The organism is Methyloversatilis sp. (genome assembly GCF_030696805.1).
Lineage (GTDB): Bacteria > Pseudomonadota > Gammaproteobacteria > Burkholderiales > Rhodocyclaceae > Methyloversatilis.
Window position 1 is genome coordinate 1 of sequence record NZ_JAUYRO010000053.1, and the last position, 26,418, is coordinate 26,418.

Below are 26,418 nucleotides of genomic sequence, written 5' to 3' on the forward strand. Positions count from 1 at the left end.
TAGGTGTCCGCATATCGGACATTGCCTCTGCGAACCGACGAACAGGAGACGGACTGCCGCATGAACGGGCGAACTGCAGCGCCGCGCGGCGAAGCGGACGAGGCGCCGGCAGGCAGCCTGCACCGCGCACGCCTGCTGGTGACGACGATTGCGCGCGGCTCGCGCCGCGGCAGTCTGCTGATCGAACTGGTCGCGCGCACCGGCCTGCCGCGGCCGACCATCCACCGCGTGCTCGACACGCTGATCGATATGGGCTGGGTCGAGCGCGATCCGGTCACGCTGCGCTTCAACCTCGGCCGCGATCTGGCCGCACTGGGTTATTCGGCGATCGGCCGCCAGCCGATCGAACGTGCGGCGGCCACCGAACTGAGTGCGCTCGCCGTGGCGCTTGATCAGGTGGTGTTCCTGAACATCCGCAGCGGACTGGACAGCGTGTGCATCGGGCGCTACGACAGCCTTTCGCAGATCCAGGTCGGGCGCGGCGACGTCGGCCTGCGCACGGCGTTCGGCGTCACGCAGAGCTGCCTCGCCATGATGTCGCGCCTGCCGGAAGAAGAGGTGTGGGAGGTGGTGCGCATCAACCTGTCACGCTTTCACCGCGTCGAGCGCTACGACGAAACGCGCCATCGCGCGGCGATCGAATTCGCGCTGGCGCACGGCTACAGCGCGTTCGACGGCATGGTGCTCGACCGCAGCACCAGCGGCATGGGGGTGCCGATCTGTGATGCAGGCGGCTATCCGGTGGCTGCCATCGGCACCACCTTCATTAGCGCCTGGCTGGACGAATCCGGCCGCGCCGCCTGTCGTGCGCGGCTCGAGGCGGCGGCGGCGCGGATTGCGCAACGGCTGTTCGCGTTGCCCGGCAGCGGCGCCGACTGATGGTCGGTCGCCGCGCGGGCAAGATGCCCGCGGTGCGTGCGGCTAAACTCCGGTGATGAAGCGTGGCACCAACCTGAAACTGACGCTGATGCTGCGCATCACGCTGCTCGCCGTGGCGATCGGTGCGCTCGCGTCGGCCGGCCTGATCTGGCGCACCACGACGCGGCTGCAGGCCGAGGCGGTGCGCAACGCCGATCTGGTATCGCGGCTGATCACCGACCAGATGTCGCGCCAGTTGAGCGGACTCGAACTGAATATCGGCAAGCCCGACCTCGCGCGCTTTGCCGAATTTTCCGAAGTGACGCGACTGTGCGTGCAGTACTTTGACCTGGAAGGTTCGCTGTCCGCCAACAGTTGTCAGCAGCAGGCGCCGCCGGCGCAGGACGCTGCGCAGGCACCCGCATGGTTCCGCGAACTGATCCGCTACATGCTGAACCGGCGCATCGATCGCGATGCCGAAACCGTCGTCGACGGCGGCGAGGCGCCCGGCGTGAAGGTGGGGCGGCGCGTGCTGTGGTACCAGCCGTACGGCGTCGGCCTGGACGTCGGGCGCGCGCCTGGCCTGAAGATGGGCGAAGTGCTCATCCGCGTCGACGCCGATCGCGAAAGTGCCGCCGTGTGGAACGAAATCACCCGTCTGCTGATGTGGGCGGTGCTGGCACTGCTGGCGTTCAATGTGCTGATCTACTTCAGCATTGGCCGCGCGCTGCGCCCGGCTGAGGCGGTGCTCGACGGTCTGGGCAAGCTCGAGCGCGGCGATCTGGATGCGCGGCTGCCGGCGTTCGAACTGATCGAATTCGACCGCATCGGTTCGGTGTTCAACGCGATGGCCGGCAATCTGAAACAGAAGACGCAGGAACAGCAACGGCTGGCGCAGATGCTGCTCACCGTGCAGGAAGGCGAGCGCCGGCGGCTGGCGCGGGAACTGCACGACGAATTCGGGCAGAGCCTGGCGTCGATCAGCGCCGAGGCCGCCTGCGTCGTGGACGAAGCCGCGCGGCCGCAACCCGAGCCGACTGCGCTGCGCACCAGCGGACAGACCGTGCTGCGCACGGTCAGCGGCATGATGGAATCGCTGCACGGCATCCTGCGCGATCTGCGGCCGGTGGGGCTGGACGAGTACGGGCTGATCGCCGGCCTCGACAAGCTGGTGCGCATGTGGGGCGCCCAGGCGCGCGGCCGCTGCAATTACCGGCTCGATGTAAGCGGCGAGTTCGCCGACGTGCCGGATGACATTGCGATCAATCTGTATCGCATCGTGCAGGAATGTCTGACCAATGCGGCCAAGCATTCGGACGCGACTGCGGTCGACGTACGACTGGAACGACGCGCAGCGAGCGATGACATCCGCCTGCGCGTCAGCGACGACGGCGTCGTACGCGGGCCTGACCTGCCTGCGCCGCAGGGAAAATCCGGCGGCTTCGGCCTGATCGGCGTCAAGGAAAGGGTGATCGCGCTCGGCGGTCGCGTGCAGTGGTCGGTGCGCGAACCACAGGGGCTGGTGGTCGACATCGTTGTGCCCTGGCAACTGAACGAAGGGGGAATGGCGGCATGACGGATACACCGGTCAGCGTGCTTCTGGTCGACGACCACGCGGTGGTGCGCGAAGGTTACCGGCGGCTGATCGAGCGCCATCCGCCGCTGACCATCGCAGCCGAAGCGGGCTCAGGCGAAGAGGCTTACCGGCTTTACGTCGAACTGGCGCCTGATGTGGTGGTGATGGATATCACGCTGCCTGGCGCCAGCGGCATCCAGACGCTGCAGCACATCCTGCAGCGCGACCGCGATGCGCGCGTGCTCATCTTCACCATGCACCGCGACGCCACCTTCGTCGAAAAGGCACTCGAATCGGGTGCGCTCGGCTACGTCACCAAAAGTTCGCCGCCCGACCTGCTGGTCGAGGCGATCTGCGCGGTGTACCACCGCCGGCAGACGCTGAGCCCCGACGTACAGGTCGAACTGGCGGCGCTGCGCCGCGCCGGCAGCGCTGCAAAGAATCCCTTGGCCGCACTGAGCGCGCGCGAATTCGAAATCCTGCGCATGCTGATCGCCGCAAAATCGCGCGAGGACATCGCCGACACGCTGCACATCAGCGTGAAGACGGTGTTCAACATCCATTACCAGATCAAGTCCAAGCTCGGCGTGTCGACCGACATCGAACTGATGCACGCGGCGCGCCAGCTCAAGCTGATCGACTGAGTACGGCCAGGACGCGGCCAGACCGGCAAGATGCCGTTCGCAGCAAGGCTGGACCGGACTTGTTGGCTCGCGTCGCGATCACGGTCGAAGCTCGATCGTTGGGCATCGCTGCGCTCACCCCAACCTACGCATCATCCAGCCCCGTAGGTCGGGGTGAGCGCAGCGATGCCCAACAAGTGACGTTCACGCGCCCAACGCATCGTCCCGCGCCCGTAGGTTGGGGTGAGCGCAGCGATGCCCAACAAGTCACGTTCACCCGACCAACGCATCGTCCAGCCCCGTAGGTCGGAGTGAGCGCAGCGATGCCCGACAAGTGACGTTCACCCGCCCAACGCATCGCCCAGCCCCGTAGGTTGGCGTGAGCGCAGCGATGCCCGACAAGTGACGTTCATCCGCCCAACGCATCGCCCAGCCCCGTAGGTCGGGGTGAGCGCAGCGATGCCCGACAAGTGACGTTCATCCGCCCAACGCATCGCCCAACCCCGTAGGTTGGGGTAAGCACAGCGATGCCCAAAACAAGTCACGTTCACCCGCCCAACGCATCGCCCAACTCCGTAGGTTGGGGTGAGCGCAGCGATGCCCAACAAGCCGCGCTCACCCGCCCGACGCCACCCGGCACATTATTGGAAGCAGGTGGGCGGTGACCGGCTCTGTCGCCACACCGGACGCCACGGCGATGCGGGTTCTGGCGTCAGCGTCCGGTTCCGGCGCCGGCAGAAACAGGCGCCGAAGGCGGCCGCTCTGACCGTGCGTTACCGCGGCTGTCGCCGGCCGCTCAGCCGGCGGCCGGATGCGGCTGGCCCCGCGCGTCCTTGTCGAGCAGCGGCGCCAGATAGCGCCCGGTGTGCGACGCCGGCTCGGCGGCGACCTGCTCGGGCGTGCCGGTGGCGACGATGCGCCCGCCGCCGGCACCCCCTTCCGGGCCGAGGTCGATGATCCAGTCGGCGGTCTTGATCACGTCGAGGTTGTGTTCGATGACGACGATGGTGTTGCCGGCGTCGCGCAGCCGGCCGAGCACGCCGAGCAGCATGTCCACGTCGTGGAAGTGCAGACCGGTGGTCGGCTCATCGAGGATGTACAGCGTGCGTCCGGTGTCGCGCTTCGACAGTTCCAGCGCGAGCTTCACCCGCTGGGCTTCGCCGCCGGACAGCGTGGTCGCACTCTGGCCGAGGCCGATGTAGCCGAGCCCGACTTCGACCAGCGTTTCAAGCTTGCGCGCCACCGTCGGCACGGCGTCGAAGAAGTCGCGCGCTTCGGTCACCTTCATCGACAGCACATCGTGAATGGTTTTGCCCTTGTAGCGGATGTCCAGCGTTTCGCGGTTGTAGCGACGCCCGTTGCACACGTCGCAGGGCACGAACACGTCGGGCAGGAAGTGCATTTCGACGCGCACCAGCCCGTCGCCCTGACAGGCTTCGCAGCGGCCGCCCTTCACGTTGAACGAAAAGCGGCCCGGGCCGTAGCCGCGCGAACGCGCTTCCGGCACGCCGGCGAACAGTTCGCGGATCGGCGTCAGCAGGCCGGTGTAGGTGGCCGGGTTCGAGCGCGGCGTGCGGCCGATCGGCGACTGGTCGACATTGATCACCTTGTCGAACAGGTCCAGCCCCTCGATCGCGTCGTGCGCCGCCGGCAGCGCAGCCGACCCATACAGATGGTGGGCGGCCGCGGCATACAGCGTGTCGTTGATCAATGTGGACTTGCCCGAACCGGACACGCCGGTCACGCAGGTCAGCAGCCCGACCGGAATCGCCGCGTCGGTGCCGTGCAGGTTGTTGCCGCGGGCGCCGCGGATGTGCAGCCAGTCGTCCTTCGCCGGCGTGCGGGTTTGCGGCACGGCGATCTGCCGGCGACCCGACAGGTAGGCACCGGTCAGGCTGGCTTCGCACGCTTCGATGTCGGCCGGCGTGCCCTGGGCGATCACTTCGCCACCGTGCTGGCCGGCGCCCGGGCCCATGTCGACCACGTGGTCGGCCATTTCGATCGCTTCCTGATCGTGTTCGACCACCACCACCGTGTTGCCGAGGTCGCGCAGCCGCGACAGCGTGCCGAGCAGGCGGGCGTTGTCGCGTTGGTGCAGGCCGATCGACGGTTCGTCGAGCACATACATGACGCCGGTCAGGCCCGAGCCGATCTGGCTGGCCAGCCGGATGCGCTGCGCCTCGCCGCCGGACAGCGATTCGGCCGAGCGGTCGAGACTGAGGTAGTCCAGTCCGACGTCGATCAGGAAGCCGAGCCGGGCGGCGACTTCGCGCATGATGCGGGCGGCGATCGCAGCGCGCGCGCCATCCAGTTCCATGCCGTCGAAGATGGCCTTGCAGGCGCGTAGTGGCAGCCCTGCCAGTTCCGGTAGCGTGTGCTCGGCCACCTTCACGTGGCGCGCATCACTGCGCAGCCGCGTGCCCTTGCAGTCCGGGCACACCTTGGTGTTGCGGTACTTGCCCAGCTCTTCGCGCACGGCGACCGAATCGGTTTCGCGGTAGCGGCGTTCCAGGTTCGGCACCACGCCTTCGAACACGTGCTCGCGTATCGTCGCGCGGCCCGATTCCGACAGGTAGCGGAACGGAATGCGGACCTTGTCCGAACCCTCCAGTACGACGGCCTGAAGCGCCGCGTCCAGCTCGTCGAACGGGGTGTCGATGTCGAATTTGTAGAACCCGGCCAGGCTGGACAGCAACTGGAAGTAGAACTGGTTGCGCCGGTCCCAGCCGCGGATCGCGCCGGAGGCGAGCGAAAGGTGCGGGTGGGCGACGATGCGCGCCGGGTCGAAGAAGGTGACCATGCCCAGGCCGTCGCAACTGGTGCAGGCGCCGGCCGGATTGTTGAACGAGAAAAAGCGCGGCTCGAGTTCCGACACGCTGTGGCCGCACACCGGGCAGGCAAAGCGGGCCGAAAAGAGCTGTTCGGCGTCGCTGTCCATGTCCAGCGCAATGGCGCGCCCCTCGGCCTGCTGCAGCGCGGTTTCGATCGATTCGGCGAGGCGCTGGCGCATGTCGGGGCGCACTTTCAGCCGGTCGACCACCACATCGATGGTGTGCTTGATGTTCTTGTCGAGCTTGGGCAGCGCGTCGATGTCCATCATCCTGCCGTCGAGCCGCACGCGCACGAAGCCGCGCGAACGCAGCTCGGATATCAGCTCGACCTGCTCGCCCTTGCGCTCGCTCACCACCGGCGCAAGGATGGCCACCTTGCTCTCTTCCGGCATCGCGAGTACGGCATCGACCATCTGCGACACGCTCTGCGCGGCCAGCGGCGCGCCATGCTCGGGGCAGTGCGGCGTGCCGACGCGCGCGAACAAGAGGCGCAGGTAGTCGTGTATTTCGGTCACCGTGCCCACGGTGGAGCGCGGATTGTGGCTGGTGGCCTTCTGTTCGATCGAAATCGCCGGCGAGAGCCCCTCGATCAGGTCGACATCCGGCTTTTCCATCAGCTGCAGGAACTGCCGCGCGTAGGCGGACAGCGACTCGACGTAGCGGCGCTGCCCCTCGGCATACAGCGTGTCGAACGCCAGCGAGCTTTTGCCGGAGCCCGACAGACCGGTGATCACCGTCAGGCGGTCGCGCGGGATGTCTATATTGATGTTCTTCAGATTGTGGGTGCGCGCCCCACGAATGCGTATCCAGTCCATCAGCCCGCCCGGTTTCATGCAACCGGGTATGAGAACCCATTTCGGGGGGAAAGGCGAGGAGCGCAGGAATCCGGATTCAAGATTCAAGATTGAAGATTCCAGGGCAAGGGGCAAGGGCGATGCGTGGGGTACGGATGATCCTTGGCACGGGCTCTGCGTGGGTTGGCGTCGCGCGCGCAGAAAAGAGCCCGGTGCGGCGCATCAGACCCTGCCGGCTTGCTAGAATCCCGGCTGACCGTTTTCCTGCCTCACATGACTCCCCCGACAAAAGACCGCATGACCCGCACGGAACTGCGCGCGGGGGCTGCGCTGGCCTTCATCATTTCCCTGCGCATGCTGGGGCTGTTCCTCGTGCTGCCCGTGTTCGCGGTGTTCGCGCGCACCCTGCCGGGCGGCGACAACATTTTCTGGGTCGGCCTGGCGTTCGGCATGTTCGGCCTGTCGCAGGGCGTGATGCAGATTCCGCTCGGCGCCGCTTCGGACCGCTTCGGCCGCAAGCGCATCATCGTGATCGGTCTGCTGCTGTACGCCGCGGGCAGCGCGATGGCCGCCTGGGCGCCCGACATCAACTGGATGATCGCCGCCCGCATCCTGCAGGGCAGTGGTGCCATTTCGGCCGCGGCCACCGCGCTGGTGGCCGATCTGGTGCGTGACGAGCACCGCACGAAAATCATGGCGGTCATCGGCACGTCGATCGGTCTGGTGTTTGCCGGCTCGCTGGTGCTGGCGCCGGCGCTCTACGGCTGGATCGGCATGGAGGGCATCTTCCTGCTGATCGGCGGGCTGGCGCTGGCCGGCATTCCGCTGCTGCTGTTCGTCGTGCCCGACCCGGAACACGCGCCGGTCGTGAAGCCTGCGCCATTCGCACGCGTGTTCGGTGACCGCCAGCTGATGCGCCTCAATTTCGGCATGTTCGTCGTGCACATGGTGCAGATGGCCATGTTCCTGATGGTGCCGCTGGCCCTTGTGCAGGTGATGGACCTGCCGGTCGCCGAACACTGGACGCTGTACTTCCCGATCGTGATCGCCAGCTTCATCTGCATGATTCCGGCCATCATCTGGGCCGAACGCAAGTCACGCGTGAAGACCGTTTTCCTTGCTTCCATCGTCACGTTGATCGTGTCGCAGGTGATGTTCCTGCTGCATCTCGACCTTGCCTGGGTGCTGATCGGCGGCCTGTTCGTGTTTTTCGTGGCGTTCAACCTGCTTGAAGCCACGCTGCCGTCGCTGGTGTCGCGCATCGCGCCGCCGGACGCCAAGGGCGCGGCGCTCGGCGTGTTCAATACCGCGCAGTCCTTCGGTGCGGCGACCGGCAGTGCGATCGGCGGTGCAATCGCGCTGCGCTTCGGCGAAGATGGCGTCTATCTGTTCTGCACTGTGCTGGCCATCGTGTGGCTGCTGTGGGCGCGCAGCATGAAGCCGCCGCCGGTGGTCGCGCTGCGCGAGTACGTGATCGACGAACATGTCGATCTGGACCGCCTGCGTGACCAGATCAACGACCTGCCCGGTCTGCGCGAAGTGCGCATCGAGGCAGAGCGGCGCATGGCTTTCCTGAAGGTCAATCTGGAACTGTGGGACGAAGAAGTCGTGCGCCGGCTGCTCGACCAGCCGGTCGCCGGTACCTGAGATTATGCAATGGGCGTAATCTGCCCTGTGCGAACGAAGACGCGGCGCGCAGCGCCGTTTTGATCATGCAGTCCGTGGGCCCCGTCGGGGCGCACGCTCAAGACACTCCGGGGGAGAAATCATGGCTTCAGTCAACAAGGTCATTCTGGTCGGCAATCTCGGGAAAGACCCGGAAACCCGCTACGCACCGAATGGCGACGCGATCTGCAACATCACCGTCGCGACCACCGACAGCTGGAAGGACAAGGCGACCGGAGAAAAGAAGGAAATGACCGAGTGGCACCGCGTTGCGTTCTTCGGCCGGCTGGCGGAAATCGCCGGTCAGTACCTGCGCAAGGGTTCGGCGGTGTATGTCGAAGGCAGCCTGCGCACCCGCAAGTGGCAGGACAAGGACGGCAACGACCGCTACACGACCGAAATCCGCGCCGACCAGATGCAGATGCTGGGTAGCCGCCAGGGCATGGGCGGTGGCGGTGCCGGCAGCGAAGGCTACAGCGGCGGTGGCGGTGGCGACGATTTCGATCAGTCGCCGCGCCAGGCGCCCGCCGCGCGCGCGCCGCAGAAGCCCGCTCCGCAGTCCGCCCCGGCCAGCAGTTCGGGCGGCTTCGGCGGCATGGACGACGACATTCCGTTCTGATCCGGCGCGTCTGGCCACTGCGACGGCGCGCCTCAGAGCGCGCCGTTTGTCTTTCTGCGCCCGGGTCTGACCGCCACGAACGCGCCCGCCGACACGAACAGCAGGCCGGCGATCAGCCAGCCGGACAGCGCCTCGCCCAGCAGCGGCGCGGCCATCACGCCGGCCAGCACAGGCACCAGTGCGACCAGTGCGCCGGTGCGCTGAGCACCCAGTACCGCCACTGCCTTCAGGAACAGCACCATGGCGACGATGGTCACGGCCACGCCCTGGTAAAGCCCCTGCAGCGCCAGCATCGACAGTGGGACGGCGTCGAGCGCTTTCGGCAGCCACAGCAGATAGACCGGCAGGAACACGAGCGCGGACGCCAGTGCGACGAAGCGGGTCAGCGTCCACGGGTCGTAGGCCCATTTCCTGGCCAACACCGAATAGATGGCCCAGGCGAGCGAGCTGCCGAGCAGCAGCGCGTCGCCGATCAGCAGGTCCGGTGTCCAGCTGCCGTGGCCGACCAGTTCGTGTCGCGTCACGCAGGCGATGCCCACAGCGATGAACACCAGCCCGGCGATACTGGCGCCGCCGGGCCGCGCGCCGCTGACCGCCCAGGCGACGGCGGCGATCAGGAAGGGCTGCATGCCGGGCAGCAGGATGGCGCCGTGGGCGGCCGGGGCGAACTTGAATGCGGCGAAGGCGAGCACGCCGTAGAGCAGGCCACCCATCATGGCCAGCGCCCACAGCCTGCCGTCGCGCCAGGCCCCGCGCGGCAGACTGCCGGCGAAGGGCAGCAGGAGCAGGGCGGCCGTGCCCAGCCGCAGCGCCAGCGTGTCGTAGGGCGTCAGCGCGCTTTTCCCACCCATGCGTGAAACGAGGATGAAGCCGGTCCAGATGGCGACGGTACCGGCGGCGGCGAGATAGCCGCCCAAGCGGGATGACGGGGAGGCTTCGGTGGAACTCATGATGTGAACGAGCTGACGGGCGGGCGAGAGCTTAGCCGACCCGGCGCCCGGCAGGGCCGGAAGCTGATCAGGCTCAAGAAATGGAACGTAGTCCGGACTATTGTTTGATCACGGAGCATGGGCTCCGACTCAAGCGGGAGCAGACATGAAGAAGCGTTGCATCGAACTTGTCATCAAGGATCAGGACCCGTTGCTGCTGAGCACCGGACAGACGGTCGGCGATGCCTGCCGACGCATGTGGGAACGCCGCGTGGGTGCCGTGCTGGTCGTCAACGACCAGGGGGCGCTGGCCGGCATTTTCACCGGCCGGGATGCAGTGCGCATTCTGGCTGAGGCCCACGATGGCCCGGACACACGGCTGGCGGTTGCGATGACGCCGGATCCGCGCACCATCGGCCCGGGCGAAACCTCGCTCGACGCGTTGCGCGCGATGAGTGACGGCGGATACCGTCATCTGCCGGTGGTCGAGGCTGGGCGCATTCTGGGTGTGGTGTCGCGCGGTGACTTCAACGGCGTGGAATTCGAGCGCCTGGGCGACGAAACCAGCCTGTGGGAACGCATCTGCTGACTGAAGGCGGCGCGGGCGATCCGGGACTTCCCGACCCACCCGCGCCCTGCGCGTGGCGAAGCCGGCGCGCGCGCGGCCCGCAGTTCAATGTCAACAGGCCCTAGAATCGCGCGATGCCCAGATTCCAGCTCCTGATCGCCGCGATCGAATTCGCGGCCACCCTTGCGTTCGCCCTGTCCGGTTTCATCGAGGCGGCGCGCCGTCGCATGGACGTGGTCGGGGTGTTCGCTGTTGCCTTCATCACGGCGTTCGGCGGCGGTACGGTGCGCGACGTGCTGCTCGATCGCCGGCCCTTCTTCTGGGTCGAACATCAGGCCCATGTGTGGCTGATCTTCCTGCTGTCGCTGGCTGCCGTACCCTGGTTGCGCGCGCGCCATCACCGCTTTACCGAACGCGCCATCCTGATTCCGGACGCGCTCGGACTGGGCCTGTTTACCGTGACCGGCGTCAGCCTGGCTTACGAGGCGGGCATGCCGGTGTTCGTGTCGGCCATGATGGGCGTCATCACCGGCGTATTCGGTGGCGTGATGCGCGACGTGATCTGCAACGAAGTGCCCTATGTGTTCCGCGACCACCGGCCGTATGCGCTGTGTGCCTTCGTCGGCGCCTGGGCCTATCTGGGCATGAATGCGCTGGACGTCACGCCGCTGGTGTCGCTCGGCGTGGCCGTGGTGCTGATCGCCGGTCTGCGACTGCTGGCGGTGCTGACCGGCTGGTCGGTCCCGGGCTGGCGCGAGGACTGATCACCAGGGCGCCTGCGGACTGACGTCAAGTGCCGAGGTCAGTTGCGGGCTTCAGCTGCGCTGCAGGCCGCCGTCTACCACGCGCACCCGGTCACCGGCGCGCACGGCGGTATCGGCGCCTTCAGTGAAGCTGCGCTGTTCGCCGTTATCCATGCGCACGTTCACCCGGTAGCCGGAGACATGTTCGTTGCGATTCTTTTCGATCGTGTGGCCGGCGACCGCGCCACCGACCGCGCCGACCGCAGTGGCGACCTTGCGGCCGCTGCCGCTGCCGATCTGGTTGCCGAGCAGGCCGCCGACGACACCGCCTACGGCTGCACCGACGCCGCTGGCTTCACCTTCTGCCACGATGGGCTCCACTGCAATCACTTCGCCCAGATCGGCGCGTACTGCGGGTTCCGGCTTCGCAGCAACCGTGCGAGCCTCACCCGATTTTCGGGGTTCGTTGGTCACGCGTTCCTGTTTCACCGGCTCTGCGGCGCCGGATTGCGGGCCGATCGGGAAGGTGGATTGCGGATCGCACGCGGCGAGCATGAAGCAACAACTGATGAGGCCGGCGCTGCCGACGATTTTTCTGGTGGTCTGTTTCATGATGGTCGGTCTCGTGGTCAGGTTCAATGATTCAGGATCCGGGTCAGTGACAACAGGCTTTCGCTGGCCGCTGCAGCGGCCTGCTCGACCGGCCCGTCGTCCGGGCCGGTGACGATCAGCGCGATGGTGGCTATCACCATCAAAGCGCACATCAGAAGTTGGGCGGCGGACATCAATCTCTCCGGTCGGTACTCAATTGGGGTGGTGAAGTGGATGGCATGGAGCCGTGACCGGAGCTTAAGAGGGGGGCCGCGAGCAACCCGTCAGCATCGGGCGCACCCGTTGTCGGCCCCGTCCTACACGAATGTGCAGGGCATGGGGAACGGGTCTTCGGGTAGGATGCTGCGCGTCGCATGCCGCACGGATCCGCGCGGCAAACCTTCACAACGGAATATCGATATGGCTGGCGCCAGCCTTCTTGCACTGATCGACGACATCGCCAGCGTGCTGGACGACGTATCGGTACTGACCAAAGTTGCCGCGAAAAAGACCGCCGGTGTGCTGGGTGACGATCTGGCGCTGAACGCGCAGCAGGTCGCCGGTGTCAAGGCCGACCGCGAGCTGCCGGTGGTGTGGGCGGTGGCGCTGGGTTCGGTGCGCAACAAGCTGATACTCGTGCCGGCGGCGCTGGCCATCAGCGCCTTCATACCTGCGGCGGTCACGCCGCTGCTGATGGTTGGCGGGCTGTTCCTCTGTTACGAAGGCTTCGAGAAACTTGCCCATGGATTCCTGCACAGCCCGGACGAGGATGTAGCGACGCGCAAGGAACACCTGGCGGCGCTGGCTGGCGCCGAAGTCGATCTGGTGGCGCTGGAAAAGGACAAGATCAAGGGCGCGATACGAACCGACTTCATCCTGTCGGCAGAAATCATAGCCATCACGCTGGGCACTGTCACCGACGCGCCATTCGGCACCCAGGTCGCCGTGGTGGCCGGCATCGCCGCCATCATGACCGTCGGCGTGTACGGTCTGGTGGCAGGTATCGTGAAGCTGGACGACGGCGGGCTTTACCTCAGCCGTTCAGACTCCGCGCCGTTGCGCGCCTTCGGCCGCGGCATCCTGACGGCTGCGCCCTGGCTGATGAAATTCCTTTCGGTCGCCGGCACGGCGGCGATGTTCCTGGTCGGCGGCGGCATCCTGACCCACGGCATTGCGCCGCTGCACGAGGCAATCGTCCACCTGACCGAAGCGGTGGCGCAGTCTGCGGGCACGGTGGCCGGCGTGCTGCTGCCCTTCCTTGCCGACGCGCTGACGGGCATCGTCGCCGGTGCGCTCACGCTGGCCGTCGTGCTGGGCGTGAAGAAGTTGCGCGGCGCCAGCGGCGCATAACAACGGTCTGTTCTCGCGTGCAGCGCCCGCGCGCTCAGCCAGCCGGACTGAGATCGGGCTTCAGTGCGCCGCGGTCGTCGAACACGACGCAGTTGCCGTGCCAGTGGGCGCCGCCCACCTCTTCGAAGTAGCGCAGGATGCCGCCCTCGAGCTGATACACCTGCGTGAAGCCAGCCTTCTTCATCAGCGGCGCGGCCTTTTCGCAGCGGATGCCGCCGGTGCAGAAGGTGACGATGGGCGTGTCTTTCAGGTCGGCGTATTGCTTGAGCGCTGCCGGGAACTGGCCAAAGCTGTCGACACCTGGGTCGAGCGCCTGGTCGAAACTGCCCTGTTCCACTTCCCAGCGGTTGCGCGTGTCGATGATGACGAAACGGCGGCCTTCGTCATACCAGCGCTTGAGTTCAGCCGCGGGCAGATAGGGCGCCGGGGTGTCGGCCGGATCGAAATCCGGCGCGCCGACCGTGACGATTTCCTTCTTCAGACGCACGCGCAGGCGCTTGAAAGGCACCGCGTCCGAATAGCTCCATTTCGCATCAAGCCCGGCAAGACGCGGATCTTCCGCCAGATCGGCAAGGAAGGCGCGCAGGTTGTCGGCCGCGCCGGCGAGAAACAGGTTGATGCCTTCAGTCGCCAGCAGCACCGTGCCCAGCAGGCCCCGCGCGCGCGCGGCCTCGTGGATGCGCGTACGCAGCGCGTCGCGCTCGTCCAGTCGTATGAAGCGATAGGCGGCAATATTGGCGAAACGGGACATGAGTGACTCAATCAGGACGGTCAGAAAGTATACCGTGTGGTCTGGACACACTATTGAAGGCTGAACCTTGATGACTCGTGCCCCGCGCAAGGAAATGCATCGCAGCCACCGCAGCGGCTGGCTGCGTGCCGCCGTCCTGGGCGCCAACGACGGTGTGGTGTCGACCGCCAGCCTGATCGCCGGCGTGGCCGCCGCGAATGCGACGCCGCAGGTCGTGCTGCTGACCGGCGTGGCCGGACTGGTGGCCGGAGCCATGTCGATGGCGGCCGGCGAATACGTGTCGGTCCATTCGCAGGCGGACACGGAACGGGCGGACATCGAGCAGGAGCGGCGCGAGCAGGAGAATGATCCGGTGCATGAAATGAGCGAACTCGCCGCTATCTACGTCGGGCGAGGGCTCGATCCGTCGACCGCCGACGAAGTGGCGCGCCAGCTGATGGAACGTGACGCGCTGCAAGCGCATGCGCGTGACGAACTGGGGATCCCGATCGATGGTCAGGCGCGTCCGCTGCAGGCCGCGCTGACATCGGCGCTGGCCTTTGCGGCGGGCGCCGGCATTCCTCTGCTCGCCGTCGTGCTGACGACGGAAGACTCCATGACGACGGCCGTGACCGTCGCGTCGCTGGTTTCGCTGATGGGGCTGGGCGCCGTGGCGGCGCAGGTCGGCGGTGCGTCACCGCTGCGTGGCGCGCTGCGCGTCACCTTCTGGGGCGCTGCAGCCATGGGGCTGACTGCGCTGGTCGGATCCTGGTTCGGTGTTGCCGTCTGAGCCGAGTCGCAAGGGGTCGAGGCGGGCACGATTCAAGTCGCGGTCTGACGCCTCGTTTCAACGCTCGCCACTTGACGCTTTCGTCCCGCAACTCTGCTTATCCGAGCGCCTTCACCAGGTTGTAGGCACTGAGCGCACTGATCAGCAGGCCGACCAGCACGAGCAGCGCGCGCGCCGGCAGGGCGCGACACAGGAATGCGGCCAGTGGCGCGGCGAACATGCCGCCCGCCACCAGCCCGGCGACGGTGGCCCAGGGCGCCGCGTCGATGAACAATACGAAGGCGCCGGCACTGGCGATGGCGATGAAGAATTCGGCGAAATTCACCGAACCGATGGTGCGTCGCGGGTCCTGACCGGCACCGACCAGACTGGTCGTCACCACCGGGCCCCAGCCGCCGCCGCCAGCGGCATCCACGAAACCGCCGAACAGCGCCAGTTTGGCGACATGCTTCGGTTCCTGCGCCGGCTTGCGCCGGTGACGCCACGCCTTTGTCAGCACATAGACGCCCATCAGTAGCAGGTAGCCGGAAATCCAGGGCTTGAGCGCCGCGCCGTCGAGCTGGGTGACGAAAAGCGCGCCCAGCACGCCGCCGATCACGCCGGGCACCAGCAGGCGCAGCATCAGCTTGCGATCGACATTGCCCAGTCGCAGATGCGACAGGCCGGACAGACCGGTGGTGAAGATTTCAGCGATGTGCACACTTGCGCTGGCCACCGCGGGGGAGGCGCCGGTGCCGAGCAGGAAAGTGGTGGCGGAAATGCCGTAAGCCATGCCAAGTGCGCCGTCGATGCTTTGCGCGATGAAACCGACTGCGGCGGCCGTGAGGAATTCCTTCGACGTGACGACCTCGATGACGATGGCCAGCGCTGCGGCCGGGTCGCTCATCGGAAGGCCGCGTACCAGCAGGACCGTGGCGAGACCGAACAGGGTGAAGCCGATCAGCCAGGTGGCGATTGTGACCAGCGGACGCGTCTGAGCGCGGTCGATGACCTGCTCGACCGGCGGCAGGCCGAGGGCTTCGTGGGCCTGCCCGACAGCAGTCGGGCGGGTGTCTATATGGCGGATTTTCACTGCGCTGCACTCCTTGAGGAGGGCGCAGTCTAGCCAGCAATACTTATCTCAAAAAGTGATATTTGATTATAAGCATAGCTCTGAAAGACATTTTCCGTCAGTAGAACGGCCGCCGCCAGTAGCCCCACGGATAACCCGGATATCCGGGGTAGCCGAACATCCACATGCGTTCGCGTTCGCGCATGGCCTCGCGCGCCCGGGTGGCTTCGAGCAGCGTGACCTGCATGTGGTCGATCACCTCGTCGGACACACCCTGTTCGCGCAGATTTGCCAGTTCCGATGCCTTCAACGTATACAGGGCACCGCTTTCGTCGATGCGCTGGATGATTTCGGCCGGCGTCAGTCCGTCCTTCGACATCTGCACGATTTCATCGGTGGTCGGTGCCGGCGGGCGCGGCGGGTAGGTCGCGCAGCCACCGAGCATCACGGCAAGCAGGGCGACAAGTATCCAGCGGCTATTCGGCATATCGGGTGCTCCGGCATCGGTTCATGAGCGTATGAGTCAGGACGGGGTGGTCAAGTTCGCTGCATCCGGAAACAGCCGCGTCCAGATGGCGGTGATGGCTGCCCGCTCGACGACCACCTGGGCCGGATCGACGCGCGCCTTGGGCGCGTCGTTCAGGCGAAGGCCATGCTGCAGGTGACGCAGGTGGCGGTAGGCGTTGCCGGCGGCGACCGCATCCGGCGCCGGCAGCAGGCCGAATTGCGAGGCAATGCGCAGCAGCGTGATGTTGCCCAGGTTTCCGGTCAGCTCGGGGTGGCGTGATGCGTAGGCGAGCACCAGGTACTGCACCGCGAATTCGAGGTCGATCAGGCCGCCCGGATCGTGCTTGATGTCGAACAGGTCGGATTTGTTGGCGTGGCCCTCGCGCATCTTGCGCCGCATGTCGAGCACCTCGCGCTGCAGCGTCGTGAGGTCGCGGTCGCGCGTCAGCACCTCGTTGCGGATGGCTTCGAACTGCTCGCCGACCTGTGCGTCGCCGGCCGAAAAGCGGGCGCGGGTCAGCGCCTGGTGTTCCCACACCCAGGCGGATTTTCGCTGATAGTCGCGGAAGGCTTCGACTGAACTGACCAGCAGGCCGGATTCGCCGTTCGGCCGCAGCCGGGTGTCGGTTTCGAACAGCATGCCGGCGCTGGTGTGGCTGGACAGCCAGGTCAGCAGGCGCTGCGCCAGCCGGGCGTAGATTTCGGGGGCCGATTCGTGCTCGTCGTCGAACAGGAAGATCACGTCCAGATCGGATGCATAGCCCAGTTCCTTGCCGCCCAGCTTGCCGTAGCTGATGACCGCGAAGCGCGGCGTGTCGCGGTGGCGCCGCGCCAGCTTGCGCCAGCACAGGTCGAGCGTGACGCGCAGCATCACGTCGGCCAGCGCCGACAGGTGGTCGGACAGCCGCTCGACCGACAGCTCGCCCGCCAGATCGCGTGCCAGCAAGCGGAAAACCTGAGCGTGGTGGGCGTCGCGCATGGTGTCCATCTGGCGTTCGGTGTCGTCGCCCAGTTCGTCGAGCTGCACTCGCAACGCCGCATCGAAGGCCGGCCAGTCCGGTTCGCCGGTCAGCAGCCGGGCGTCCAGCAGTTCATCGAGCAGGATGGGGTGGCGCACCAGATAGCTGGCGGCCCAGCTCGACGCACCGATCAGCCGTGCCACCTGGCCAAGTGCCTGAGGAAACTCCGCCAGCAGCGCCAGGTAGGCGGCGCGCCGGCTGATTGCTTCCAGCAGATCGAGCCCGCGCAGCGCCGTCGCCGTCGGGTGAGGTGTTTCGCGGCACGCTTCGAGCAGTTTGGGCACCAGTGCGTCGACCCGGTTGCGCGAAGTGTCGGGCAACTGGCGGTAGCGGCTGCCGGACTTGAACGCGACCAGCCGGTTCGACAGGTCTTCCGGCTCGCTGAAGCCCATGGTGGCGAGTGCGCTTCGGCAGTCGTCGCCCTGGTCGGCGTCCTGCCACAGCGCGCGCGGCGCTGAGGTGTCCGTTTCCTGCGCGCCGAACACGGCGTCGAAATGCCGGCTGACCCGGCTGCGATGCGCATCGAGTTCGCTCAGCAGGCTCGCGTAGTCGTCGAAACCCATGGCGCTGGCGATCAGGGCCTGATCGCCGGAGTCGGCCGGCAGTTTGTGCGTCTGCGCATCATCGAGGTACTGCAGCCGGTGCTCAAGGCGGCGCAGGAACACATAGGCCGCATGCAGTTCGTCCACCGCCTCTTCGGTCATCACGCCGCGCATCGCCAGCCGGTCGAGCACCTTTTGCGTCGGACGGATCTGCAGCGCACTTTCGCGGCCACCACGGATCAGCTGGAACACCTGGGCGATGAATTCGATTTCGCGGATGCCGCCCGGGCCCAGTTTCACGTTGTCGGCCATGTCGCGCCGCGCCACTTCGCGGCGGATCTGCGCGTGCAGGTCGCGCATCGCGTTGATGGCGCCGAAATCGAGGTATTTGCGGAACACGAAGGGCTTGCGCAGGGACTCCAGTTCGTCGTGCCGGCTGCCGGTCAGCGCGCGCGCCTTGATCCAGGCATAGCGTTCCCACTCGCGGCCCTGGGTGAAGAAGTAGTTTTCGAGCATGTCGAAACTGACCGCCAGCGGACCACTGTCGCCATTCGGGCGCAGGCGCATGTCGACCCGGAACACGAAGCCGTCGGCCGTCACTTCCGACAGCAGTTCGATCACCTTGCGGCTCAGCCGGGTGAAAAAGTCGAAATTGTCGATCTGCTTGCCCAGCCCGTTCGGCGTCTGGCCATCGGTTTCGCCGCTTTCCGGATAGACGAAGATGAAATCGACGTCGGAACTGACGTTCAGCTCGCGCCCGCCCAGCTTGCCCATGCCGATGCAGATGAAGGGCTGCACCACGCCGGCGCTGCCGTCCTCGGCCTCGCCACGCGGCTCGCCGAAACGCGCTGTGAGCGGGAGGCGCGCCTGATCGGCCGCCACGCGCACGGTCAGTTCGGCCAGCAGCGTCATGCCCTCGGTCACTTCGTCCAGATCGGCCAGGCCAGCCAGATCACGCACGATCAGATGGGCCATCGTGCGGGCACGCAGGTGGCGCAGCGCGCGCTTGATGCCGGCTTCGTCGCCCGTCTCGAATGCCGTCTGCGCCAGCCAGTCCTCGAGCACGGTTGCACTGGCGTGCGCCTGCAGGGTACCGGTCAGCGTGCCTATGAGTGCCGGTCGGGCATCGAGCAGGCGGTCGAGGTAGCGACTGTGTCGTCGGGCGTGGGCAATGGCGGTAGATGCATCCATGTGTCGTCTCTGCGATCGGTCGTGAAAATGCCGGGCTGTCGCAAGGCGCTGTCGCCCTGCCCGCCCGGAGCCATACGCGCCTGTTGTAAGGACTCCCTACAGAACGCGCCCTGTGCGACGTTGCGGGTAAACTCCAATATCGTCCCACAAACGCAGTCATCCCACTTTTGACTGCAAATTCTGATCTTGTCTGATTCTTCCTCCGCTGCCATTGCACACGCGCCCGCAGACGCCCGGTCCGCGCGGCCGTTATGGCGGCGACTGCCCGGCCGCGCCTTCGACGTGCTGCTGGTCGCCTGGATTGTCGTGGCGCTGGTCGTGCTGGGCGCGCGTCACCTGCTGCTGCCGCAGGTGGATGCCTACCGAACTCAGATCGAAGGCGCGGTGGGCGAGGCGCTCGCGCGCGAAGTGCGCATCGACAGCATCCGCGCCGACTGGAGCGGTCTGCACCCGCATCTGGCGCTGCGTGGTGTCACCCTGCTCGACGAAGCCGGTCAGCCGGCGCTGCGGCTGGAACAGGTCGATGCCGCACTCGGGTTTTCGTCGCTGGTGCGCGGGCGCATGCATCTGCACCGGCTCGATATCAACAGCCCCGCGCTGCAGATCCGCCGCGATACGGCCGGCGTACTCCACATCGCAGGGCTCGCGCTGCGGCAGGACGGCACGCGCGGCGGCTTTCTGCCATGGCTGCTCGCGCAGGGGCAGATCAACATCCGCGATGCGCAGCTCGAGTGGCATGACGAAACTCGCGCCGGTGCGCCGCCGCTGACGCTGACCCAGGTCAATCTGCGACTGGACAACTCGGGCGACCGGCACCGCTTCGGCCTGCTCGCCACGCCGCCGGCGGAACTGGCCCGGCAGCTGGAACTGCGTGGCGACGTGGTACTGCCCGACATCGACCAGCCGGCCCGCGCGTCGGGCGAACTTTACGTATCGCTGGACAACGCCGACCTTGCCGTCTGGCAGAGCTGGGTCGATTACCCGGTCGATCTGCCCCAGGGGCGCGGTGCGGTGCGCGCCTGGGCGAATTTCGACGGCGCCACGCTCAATGCGGTCACCGGCGAACTGGCGCTGTCGGACGTGAAACTGCGCCTGCTGCCCGATCTGCCGCAGCTTGATCTGGTCACCCTGTCCGGGCGCGTCAGTGCCGAGCATCTGAGCCGCTCGCGGGTGACCGCCAATGCGCGCCAGTTGCAGTTGCTGACCCGCGACGGCGTGCGCGTGCGGCCGACCAGCATCGACCTGAAATGGCAGGCCGCCGCCGACGGACGAGCCGGGCAGGGTGAAGTGTCGGCCAGCGTGCTCGACCTTGCCGCACTGACCCGGCTGTCCGACTTCATGCCGCTGCCCGATCCGTTGCGCGAGCGGCTGCGCGATCACGCGCCGCACGGCCGGCTGACCGACCTCGACGCCGGCTGGACAGGCGAGCTGTCGGCGCCGCTCGGTTTCCGCGTCAGCGCCGGGCTCGACCGCATCGGCTTCAATGCGCGCGGCGACGTGCCCGGTGTGGCCGGTCTGAGCGGCAAGCTCGAAGGTAGCGATGAGCGCGGCAGCGTGGTGGTCGATGCGCCGGGACTGAGCTTCGATCTGCCGACGGTGTTCGCCGAGCCGCAGATCACGTTCGCCCGCTTCAAACTGCGTGCCGGCTGGTCGCGCAGCGACGGCGAAACCACCGTCGCGCTGGAATCCGTGGCGTTCGGCAATGCCGACGTCGAAGGCGAATTCAGCGGCCGCTACCGCACGCTGCCGGAAAGCGCCGGGGAACTCGATCTGGATGGCCGCCTGCAGCGCAGCGACGCGCGCGCCATCTGGCGCTACCTGCCGCTGACCATTGGCGCCGATACGCGCGACTGGCTGCGTGATGCGCTGGTGGCGGGCGGCTCCACCGATGCAACGCTGAAGCTGCGCGGCAAGCTCGACGACTTTCCGTTCGATCGCGGGCAAGCCGGGGTCTTTCTGGTCAAGGTGAAGGCCGAAGATGTGACGGTCGCCTTCGGTGGCACCTGGCCAGCCATCACCGGACTCGACGCCGATGTGCTGTTTGAAGGCAAGCGCATGCTCATCACTTCGCGCGACGGCCGCATCCTGAACACGAAGCTGGGCACCACGACTGCCGAAATACCGGACCTCGAAGCGGCCGAGGAACTGTTGCTGGTGCGCGGATCGGCCAGCGGGGTCACGTCCGAGTTCCTGCGCTATATCGACATCAGCCCGGTGGCGGGTCGCATGGACGGATTCACCCGCGGCATGCGCGCCGACGGTAATGGCCGTCTCAATGTGTCGCTGGCCATACCTCTGCGCCACTCGCAGGACGCGAAAATCGAAGGCGATTTCACCTTCGCCGGCAATCGTCTGATCATCGACGACGCGCTGCCGCCGCTGACCGATGCGGCAGGCAAGATTTCGTTCACGGACAGTTCGCTGACCGTTCGCGGGGCGCAGGCGACGGCACTGGGCTTCCCGATGACGCTCGATGTGGCTTCAGCGGGCGGCGGCGTGGTGAATGTGACGGCCAGCGGACGCGCATCGATGGAGGCGCTGCGTGCCCAACTGGGGCAGCCGTGGCTCGCGGCACTCGCCGGCACGGCAGCCTGGCAGGCCCGCCTGGGCGTGCGCCGCAACGGCATGGACATGACGCTGGAAGCCGATCTGGCCCAGCTTGCCTCGACGCTCCCGGCCCCGCTCGGCAAGGCGGCCGGCGAGCCCATGACGCTCCGGATCGAACGCACCGGCACGCTCGACGCGCGTGAATCGGCCCGGCGCGGCCTGCCGGCCATCGGTCCCGACCGCGAACTGTTGCGCGTCACGCTCGGCGATCTGGCCAGCGCCGACATCGTGCGCCGCACGGCGCCGACCGGCTGGGTCATCGAGCGAGGCGCGATCGGGCTGCCGCAACAGCCGGCGATGCCCGAGCGCGGACTTGCGCTGTCCGTGCGTGCCGATACGCTCGACCTCGACGCCTTGCGCCGTGCTTTTACACCGCGACCCACTCCCGAGGGGGCGGCGGGTGCGGCGGGTGCGGCGGGCAGCAGGGACGACGACCTGCCGCTTGCCCGCGTGCTGCTTGATGCGAAGCATGTGCGCCTGATGGACCACTGGCTCGATGCGGTCAAGGCCGATGCACAACGTCAGGGCGAGGCCTGGGACATCGATCTTGCGAGCACGCAGGCGCGTGGCCGCATCAACTGGTCCGGGCAGGGCAAGGGCCGCCTGCAGGCGCGTTTCGACCAGCTGTTGATCAATACAGCGAGCGAGCCGGGCGTGCAGGCGTCGCCCGACGCCGAGGCGGAAGCGGGCGACGTGCTGGAGGATCTGCCTGCGCTGGACATCGAAGCAGCGCGCTTCGTGCTCGACGGCAAGACGCTTGGCAAACTGGCACTGCAGGCCAGCAACGAGCGGCGCGCCTGGCTGATCGACCGGCTGGCCCTGGAATTGCCGGAAGGCCGTTTCGATGCCAGCGGTGCCTGGGGCAAGCCGCTCGGTGCGCCGGGTGGCGTGCGCGAGACGCGGCTCGATTTTTCGATCAGGGCGGACGAGGCGGGCAAGCTGCTCGATCGGCTCGGTCACGCCGACGCATTGCGCCGGGGTACTGCCGACATGAAAGGCAGCCTGCGCTGGAACGGCAACCCGTTGTCGATCGACTATCCGTCACTGTCCGGTGCGTTCAAGCTGTCGGTCAGCAAGGGGCAGTTCAGCAAGATCAACCCCGGTGCCGGGCGTCTGCTCGGCATCCTCAGCCTGCAGGCGCTGCCGCGCCGCATCACACTGGATTTCCGGGACGTGTTCAGCGAAGGGTTCGCGTTCGACCTGATTGAAGGCAATGTCGCGGTCGAGCGCGGCATCATGAAAACCGACGACTTCGAACTGGCCGGCCCGGCCGCACGCGTGCGGATTAGCGGCAGTGCGGACATCGCGGCCGAAACGCAGAATCTGATCGTGCGCGTGCAGCCGGCGCTCAGCGACAGCGTGTCGGTCGGCGTGTTGATCGCCAATCCTGCGGTCGGGTTGGCCACCTACCTTGCGCAGAAGGTACTGCGCGATCCGCTCGGCCAGATTTTCGCCTTCCAGTACGGCGTTACCGGGTCCTGGGACGATCCGGTCGTGGCTAAACTTGCGGTGCCACCACCGTCCGGCAAGCAGGCGGAAAATTGATGCCCTGGGTTCGCGGTCAGCTGGTCGGGTGGTCAGGTGCGTCGCTTGCCGCAGCATGCTTTGGCGGCGCATCATCAAACTGAAAGGTCCGTCATGAATACTTCTGCAATGACCCGCGTTGCTGCCGTGCAGATGGTGTCCGGCCCGAATGTTGCCGACAACCTCGACGAGGCCGGGCACTGGATTGCCGAAGCCGCCCGTCAGGGTGCGAAGCTGGTGGCGCTGCCCGAGTATTTCGCGCTCATTTCGGGTGACGAAGCCGACAAGGTGGCGATTCGCGAAACAGAGGGTGAGGGCCCGATCCAGCGCTTCATGGCAGAAGCCGCGCAGCGGCACGGCGTCTGGCTGGTCGGCGGTTCGGTGCCGCTGGTCGCCGACCGGCCCGACAAGGTGCGCAACACCTGTCTTGCCTACGGACCGGATGGCCGCCAGGTGGCGCGCTACGACAAGATCCACCTGTTTGCCTTCACGCGCGGCGCCGAGAATTACGACGAAGCGCGCACGATAGAGGCAGGCAGCACGCCGGTCGCCTTCGAGGCGCCGTTCGGGCGGGTCGGGCTGTCGATCTGCTACGACCTGCGTTTTCCAGAGTTTTTCCGCGCGCTGGGCGACATGAAGCTGCTGGTGCTGGGGGCGGCCTTCACGGAAACGACCGGTCGCGCGCACTGGGAACTGCTGCTGCGCGCGCGCGCGGTCGAAAATCAGTGCTACGTGCTGGCATCGGCGCAGGGCGGCGTGCACCCGTCGGGGCGGCGCACCTTCGGCGATTCAATGCTGATCGACCCGTGGGGCCAGGTGCTCAATCGTCTGGCGCGCGGCCCGGGCGTGGTCGCAGGCGATCTGAACGAGGACTATCTCGTTGAAATAAGGCAAAATCTTCCGGCTCTGGGACACCGACGCCTTTCATGCTGAACATTCGTTGCTGAGGTCGACATGGCTGATCAACCCACCCGCCCCCATTCCCAGTTTCCGCACACGCTGGCTGAAGTCACGGTCATGGACGTCGACCGGCTGCGCTCCATGTGCATCGAGCAGGAAGACATCGCCGGTACGCGCGAAATGGCGCAGCAGAAAGACAAGTTCCGGGTGCGCCTGCTGAGCAGCGACAACGAGAAGCGCGAAGGCACCAGCCTGCTGATCGAGAAGATGTATTCGTGGCGCGGGTACCACACGAAGAAGCAAATCGACGAGGTGCCCAACCGGATCACCCTTGTGGCGGAGTTCGATGGCCATATATATGGAACGATTACGGTCAATCTCGATTCCGATACGGGTCTGTCGGCTGATGAAACCTACCCTGACGTGATGGCTGCACTGCGCGGCGACGGCCGTCGCGTGTGCGAATTCGGCAAGTTTGCCGTGGAACAGTCGGTCAAGTCGAAGCGACTGATGGGCACATTGTTCCACCTGATGTGCATCTACGCGTTCCGGCTGCAGCGCTGCGACGACGTACTGATCGAGGTAAATCCTCGCCACCGCGTGTTCTACGAAAAGTATCTGTCCTTTGTGCCGGCCGCCGAGGAACGCATGTGCAGCCGTGTCGGCGCACCCGCCGTTCTGCTCAGACTGACGCGCGAAATGTATCGCAGCCGGGTCGATGAACTGGGCGGGCGCTGGCGCGATCTGAAGGAAGAGAAGTCGATGTACAAGTATTTTTTCCCGCGACAGGAAGAAGATGCCATCGCGGACCGGCTCGGACGCTAGGTGCGACGAAACCCGCCCAAATTGACAGAGGATGCACTGACCCATGACAGGTTCCACCCGCACGACCGGCATCCAGGCAGCACTACCTGGCCCCGACATGATGGACATCGCGCGATCGACGCTGCTAGCGCCATTCGATCTTGCGCGCCATGACCTCGACCGGGTGTTCGGCCTGCTCGCCTCACACCGCATTGACTACGCCGACCTGTATTTCCAGCACCAGTGCAGCGAGGCCTGGAGTCTGGAAGAGGGCATCGTCAAGTCCGGGAGCTTCAATATCGAACAGGGTGTGGGTGTGCGCGCGATCCAGGGCGAAAAGACCGCATTCGCGTATTCGGACGAAATCAGCGCCCCGGCGCTGGAAGCTGCGGCCCGCGCGACGCGTGCGATCGCATCGCAGGGCCAGAGCCTGACCGCGCGCACGCTGACCAGCAAGGCAAAGCTGCCGCGGGCGCTGTATTCGGCCGCCAACCCGCATGCCTCCCTCAGCGACACCGCGAAGGTGCAACTGCTTGAGCGGCTCGAAAGCTATGCCCGCGCGGAAGACAGCCGCGTCACACAGGTGATGGCCCACATCGCCGGCACGCACGAAACGGTGCTGGTGATGCGCAACGACGGCCACATGGCTGCCGATGTGCGGCCGCTGGTTCGCGTGTCGGTCACCGTCATCATGCAGGATGGTACGCGTCGCGAGCAGGGCTCGAGCGGCGGCGGCGGCCGCTTCGACTACGGCTACTTCACCGATGCAGTGTTGCGCGACTACGCGGCACGGGCGGTACACCAGGCACGGGTGAATCTCGACGCGCGTCCGGCGCCGGCCGGCACGATGAGCGTGGTGCTCGGCCCGGGCTGGCCGGGCATCCTGCTGCACGAGGCGATCGGCCATGGTCTGGAGGGCGATTTCAACCGCAAGGGCAGTTCGGCGTTCGCCGGGCGCATCGGCCAGCAGGTGGCGTCGCGCGGTGTGACCGTGGTCGACGACGGTACGTTGCCGGATCGCCGCGGTTCCTTGACGATCGACGACGAAGGCAATCCGACCCGCTGCACAACGCTGATCGAGGACGGCATTCTGGTCGGCTACATGCAGGACAGCCTGAACGCGCGCCTGATGGGCGTGGCGCCCACCGGCAACGGCCGGCGAGAAAGCTTTGCGCATCTGCCGATGCCGCGCATGACCAACACTTACATGCTCAATGGTGACCGCGAGCCGGAAGAAATCATCCGCTCGGTAAAAAAAGGCCTCTATGCCGTCAATTTCGGCGGCGGCCAGGTCGATATCACAAGCGGCAAGTTCGTGTTTTCGGGTGCGGAGGTTTATATGATCGAGAACGGAAAGGTGACCTACCCGATCAAGGGGGCAACGCTGATCGGCAACGGCCCGGACGCGCTGACCCGCGTGTCGATGATCGGCAACGACATGGCACTGGACAGCGGCGTCGGTACCTGCGGCAAGGAAGGTCAGAGCGTTCCGGTCGGCGTCGGCCAGCCAACGTTGCGCATCGACGGATTGACCGTGGGCGGCACGGCCTGAGCGACATACCGATCACTGACTGACTGCCGCCGCGTCCCCCGGGGTGCGGCGCTT

Annotated in this window: 21 protein-coding genes; 13 read left to right on the forward strand and 8 right to left on the reverse strand. The window is 66.5% G+C overall.

From position 1 onward, the window contains the following. Positions 1 to 60: 60 nt before the first annotated feature. The 3 genes from Q8R75_RS09290 to Q8R75_RS09300 are packed head-to-tail and all read left to right on the forward strand — an operon-like array spanning position 61 to position 3,078. A complete protein-coding gene (locus Q8R75_RS09290) occupies positions 61 to 879 on the forward strand; it encodes a helix-turn-helix domain-containing protein (RefSeq protein WP_305613465.1) in 819 nt (272 codons plus the stop codon). 55 nt (positions 880 to 934) lie between these two features. Further along, a complete protein-coding gene (locus Q8R75_RS09295; RefSeq protein WP_305613466.1) occupies positions 935 to 2,434 on the forward strand; it encodes a sensor histidine kinase in 1,500 nt (499 codons plus the stop codon). Then, complete coding sequence (locus Q8R75_RS09300; RefSeq protein ID WP_305613467.1) at positions 2,431 to 3,078, forward strand: response regulator transcription factor; 648 nt, start codon at positions 2,431 to 2,433, stop codon at positions 3,076 to 3,078. Before Q8R75_RS09295 ends, Q8R75_RS09300 begins: the two co-directional genes overlap by 4 nt. 775 nt (positions 3,079 to 3,853) lie before the next feature. Here the strand turns inward: Q8R75_RS09300 and uvrA are convergent. Beyond that, the gene (uvrA, locus tag Q8R75_RS09305) at positions 3,854 to 6,703 is read right to left on the reverse strand and encodes an excinuclease ABC subunit UvrA (RefSeq protein ID WP_305625995.1); all 2,850 of its coding nucleotides are present in this window, start codon (positions 6,701 to 6,703) and stop codon (positions 3,854 to 3,856) included. 276 nt (positions 6,704 to 6,979) lie between these two features. On the opposite strand from uvrA, the gene Q8R75_RS09310 reads away from it, so the two are divergent. Both Q8R75_RS09310 and ssb read left to right on the forward strand, forming a co-directional pair. Continuing rightward, positions 6,980 to 8,329 (forward strand): MFS transporter, encoded by a 1,350-nt coding sequence (locus Q8R75_RS09310; protein ID WP_305612358.1) that lies wholly within the window; start codon positions 6,980 to 6,982, stop codon positions 8,327 to 8,329. A gap of 121 nt (positions 8,330 to 8,450) precedes the next feature. After that, positions 8,451 to 8,966 carry a single-stranded DNA-binding protein gene (ssb, locus tag Q8R75_RS09315; RefSeq protein ID WP_305612360.1) on the forward strand — a complete coding sequence of 172 codons (516 nt, stop codon included), beginning with the start codon at positions 8,451 to 8,453 and terminating at the stop codon, positions 8,964 to 8,966. A gap of 32 nt (positions 8,967 to 8,998) precedes the next feature. On the opposite strand, the gene Q8R75_RS09320 is transcribed toward ssb, so the two are convergent. Further along, positions 8,999 to 9,916: a DMT family transporter gene (locus tag Q8R75_RS09320; protein WP_305612362.1), complete on the reverse strand. Its 918-nt coding sequence runs from the start codon at positions 9,914 to 9,916 to the stop codon at positions 8,999 to 9,001. Between the two features lie 145 nt (positions 9,917 to 10,061). Here Q8R75_RS09320 and Q8R75_RS09325 point away from each other — a divergent pair, with 145 nt between their 5' ends. After that, a complete protein-coding gene (locus Q8R75_RS09325; protein WP_305612364.1) occupies positions 10,062 to 10,484 on the forward strand; it encodes a CBS domain-containing protein in 423 nt (140 codons plus the stop codon). A gap of 113 nt (positions 10,485 to 10,597) precedes the next feature. Beyond that, positions 10,598 to 11,227: a trimeric intracellular cation channel family protein gene (locus tag Q8R75_RS09330; RefSeq protein WP_305612366.1), complete on the forward strand. Its 630-nt coding sequence runs from the start codon at positions 10,598 to 10,600 to the stop codon at positions 11,225 to 11,227. A 51-nt stretch (positions 11,228 to 11,278) separates the two neighbouring features. Here the strand turns inward: Q8R75_RS09330 and Q8R75_RS09335 are convergent, their stop codons facing one another. Then, positions 11,279 to 11,818: a glycine zipper 2TM domain-containing protein gene (locus tag Q8R75_RS09335; protein WP_305612368.1), complete on the reverse strand. Its 540-nt coding sequence runs from the start codon at positions 11,816 to 11,818 to the stop codon at positions 11,279 to 11,281. A gap of 23 nt (positions 11,819 to 11,841) precedes the next feature. Next, positions 11,842 to 11,991, reverse strand: a complete 150-nt coding sequence (locus tag Q8R75_RS09340) for a hypothetical protein (RefSeq protein ID WP_305612370.1) — start codon at positions 11,989 to 11,991, stop codon at positions 11,842 to 11,844. A gap of 226 nt (positions 11,992 to 12,217) precedes the next feature. Here Q8R75_RS09340 and Q8R75_RS09345 point away from each other — a divergent pair, with 226 nt between their 5' ends. Continuing rightward, positions 12,218 to 13,147 (forward strand): DUF808 domain-containing protein, encoded by a 930-nt coding sequence (locus Q8R75_RS09345; RefSeq protein ID WP_305612372.1) that lies wholly within the window; start codon positions 12,218 to 12,220, stop codon positions 13,145 to 13,147. A gap of 34 nt (positions 13,148 to 13,181) precedes the next feature. Here the strand turns inward: Q8R75_RS09345 and Q8R75_RS09350 are convergent, their stop codons facing one another. Continuing rightward, on the reverse strand, positions 13,182 to 13,898 hold the full coding sequence (locus Q8R75_RS09350; RefSeq protein ID WP_305612374.1) for a rhodanese-like domain-containing protein: 717 nt from the start codon (positions 13,896 to 13,898) through the stop codon (positions 13,182 to 13,184). 70 nt (positions 13,899 to 13,968) lie between these two features. Between Q8R75_RS09350 and Q8R75_RS09355 the strand changes: the two genes are divergently transcribed. After that, a complete protein-coding gene (locus Q8R75_RS09355; protein WP_305612375.1) occupies positions 13,969 to 14,667 on the forward strand; it encodes a VIT family protein in 699 nt (232 codons plus the stop codon). A 97-nt stretch (positions 14,668 to 14,764) separates the two neighbouring features. Here Q8R75_RS09355 and Q8R75_RS09360 read toward each other — a convergent pair whose 3' ends face one another. The 3 genes from Q8R75_RS09360 to glnE all read right to left on the reverse strand — a co-directional run bounded on the left by Q8R75_RS09360 (position 14,765) and on the right by glnE (position 18,977). Further along, complete coding sequence (locus Q8R75_RS09360) at positions 14,765 to 15,739, reverse strand: sulfite exporter TauE/SafE family protein (RefSeq protein ID WP_305612377.1); 975 nt, start codon at positions 15,737 to 15,739, stop codon at positions 14,765 to 14,767. Between the two features lie 97 nt (positions 15,740 to 15,836). Then, positions 15,837 to 16,205: a hypothetical protein gene (locus tag Q8R75_RS09365; protein WP_305612378.1), complete on the reverse strand. Its 369-nt coding sequence runs from the start codon at positions 16,203 to 16,205 to the stop codon at positions 15,837 to 15,839. Positions 16,206 to 16,241: 36 nt separating this feature from the next. Beyond that, positions 16,242 to 18,977 carry a bifunctional [glutamate--ammonia ligase]-adenylyl-L-tyrosine phosphorylase/[glutamate--ammonia-ligase] adenylyltransferase gene (glnE, locus tag Q8R75_RS09370; RefSeq protein WP_305625975.1) on the reverse strand — a complete coding sequence of 912 codons (2,736 nt, stop codon included), beginning with the start codon at positions 18,975 to 18,977 and terminating at the stop codon, positions 16,242 to 16,244. 186 nt (positions 18,978 to 19,163) lie between these two features. On the opposite strand from glnE, the gene Q8R75_RS09375 reads away from it, so the two are divergent. The 4 genes from Q8R75_RS09375 (at position 19,164) to tldD (ending at position 26,364) form a co-directional block, all read left to right on the forward strand. Then, entirely contained in the window at positions 19,164 to 23,129 is a 3,966-nt protein-coding gene (locus Q8R75_RS09375; RefSeq protein WP_305613137.1) for a YhdP family protein, read from the forward strand. 93 nt (positions 23,130 to 23,222) lie between these two features. Next, positions 23,223 to 24,041 (forward strand): carbon-nitrogen hydrolase family protein, encoded by an 819-nt coding sequence (locus tag Q8R75_RS09380; protein ID WP_305613138.1) that lies wholly within the window; start codon positions 23,223 to 23,225, stop codon positions 24,039 to 24,041. A 21-nt stretch (positions 24,042 to 24,062) separates the two neighbouring features. Continuing rightward, positions 24,063 to 24,833, forward strand: a complete 771-nt coding sequence (locus Q8R75_RS09385) for a long-chain N-acyl amino acid synthase (RefSeq protein ID WP_305613139.1) — start codon at positions 24,063 to 24,065, stop codon at positions 24,831 to 24,833. Positions 24,834 to 24,930: 97 nt separating this feature from the next. Further along, positions 24,931 to 26,364, forward strand: coding sequence for a metalloprotease TldD (gene tldD / locus Q8R75_RS09390; protein WP_305613158.1), 1,434 nt, complete (start codon positions 24,931 to 24,933; stop codon positions 26,362 to 26,364). Positions 26,365 to 26,418 lie beyond the last annotated feature (54 nt).

Bases quoted from the DNA above. Each gene is read 5' to 3' on its own strand.
- ssb (WP_305612360.1), top strand. From the start codon at position 8,451: ATGGCTTCAGTCAACAAGGTCATTCTGGTCGGCAATCTCGGGAAAGAC.
- Q8R75_RS09330 (WP_305612366.1), top strand. From the start codon at position 10,598: ATGCCCAGATTCCAGCTCCTGATCGCCGCGATCGAATTCGCGGCCACC.
- Q8R75_RS09365 (WP_305612378.1), bottom strand. From the start codon at position 16,205: ATGCCGAATAGCCGCTGGATACTTGTCGCCCTGCTTGCCGTGATGCTC.
- Q8R75_RS09345 (WP_305612372.1), top strand. From the start codon at position 12,218: ATGGCTGGCGCCAGCCTTCTTGCACTGATCGACGACATCGCCAGCGTG.
- uvrA (WP_305625995.1), bottom strand. From the start codon at position 6,703: ATGGACTGGATACGCATTCGTGGGGCGCGCACCCACAATCTGAAGAAC.
- Q8R75_RS09380 (WP_305613138.1), top strand. From the start codon at position 23,223: ATGAATACTTCTGCAATGACCCGCGTTGCTGCCGTGCAGATGGTGTCC.
- glnE (WP_305625975.1), bottom strand. From the start codon at position 18,977: ATGGATGCATCTACCGCCATTGCCCACGCCCGACGACACAGTCGCTAC.
- Q8R75_RS09320 (WP_305612362.1), bottom strand. From the start codon at position 9,916: ATGAGTTCCACCGAAGCCTCCCCGTCATCCCGCTTGGGCGGCTATCTC.
- Q8R75_RS09290 (WP_305613465.1), top strand. From the start codon at position 61: ATGAACGGGCGAACTGCAGCGCCGCGCGGCGAAGCGGACGAGGCGCCG.
- Q8R75_RS09295 (WP_305613466.1), top strand. From the start codon at position 935: ATGAAGCGTGGCACCAACCTGAAACTGACGCTGATGCTGCGCATCACG.
- Q8R75_RS09385 (WP_305613139.1), top strand. From the start codon at position 24,063: ATGGCTGATCAACCCACCCGCCCCCATTCCCAGTTTCCGCACACGCTG.
- Q8R75_RS09335 (WP_305612368.1), bottom strand. From the start codon at position 11,818: ATGAAACAGACCACCAGAAAAATCGTCGGCAGCGCCGGCCTCATCAGT.
- Q8R75_RS09355 (WP_305612375.1), top strand. From the start codon at position 13,969: ATGACTCGTGCCCCGCGCAAGGAAATGCATCGCAGCCACCGCAGCGGC.
- Q8R75_RS09325 (WP_305612364.1), top strand. From the start codon at position 10,062: ATGAAGAAGCGTTGCATCGAACTTGTCATCAAGGATCAGGACCCGTTG.
- tldD (WP_305613158.1), top strand. From the start codon at position 24,931: ATGATGGACATCGCGCGATCGACGCTGCTAGCGCCATTCGATCTTGCG.
- Q8R75_RS09310 (WP_305612358.1), top strand. From the start codon at position 6,980: ATGACCCGCACGGAACTGCGCGCGGGGGCTGCGCTGGCCTTCATCATT.
- Q8R75_RS09350 (WP_305612374.1), bottom strand. From the start codon at position 13,898: ATGTCCCGTTTCGCCAATATTGCCGCCTATCGCTTCATACGACTGGAC.
- Q8R75_RS09300 (WP_305613467.1), top strand. From the start codon at position 2,431: ATGACGGATACACCGGTCAGCGTGCTTCTGGTCGACGACCACGCGGTG.
- Q8R75_RS09340 (WP_305612370.1), bottom strand. From the start codon at position 11,991: ATGTCCGCCGCCCAACTTCTGATGTGCGCTTTGATGGTGATAGCCACC.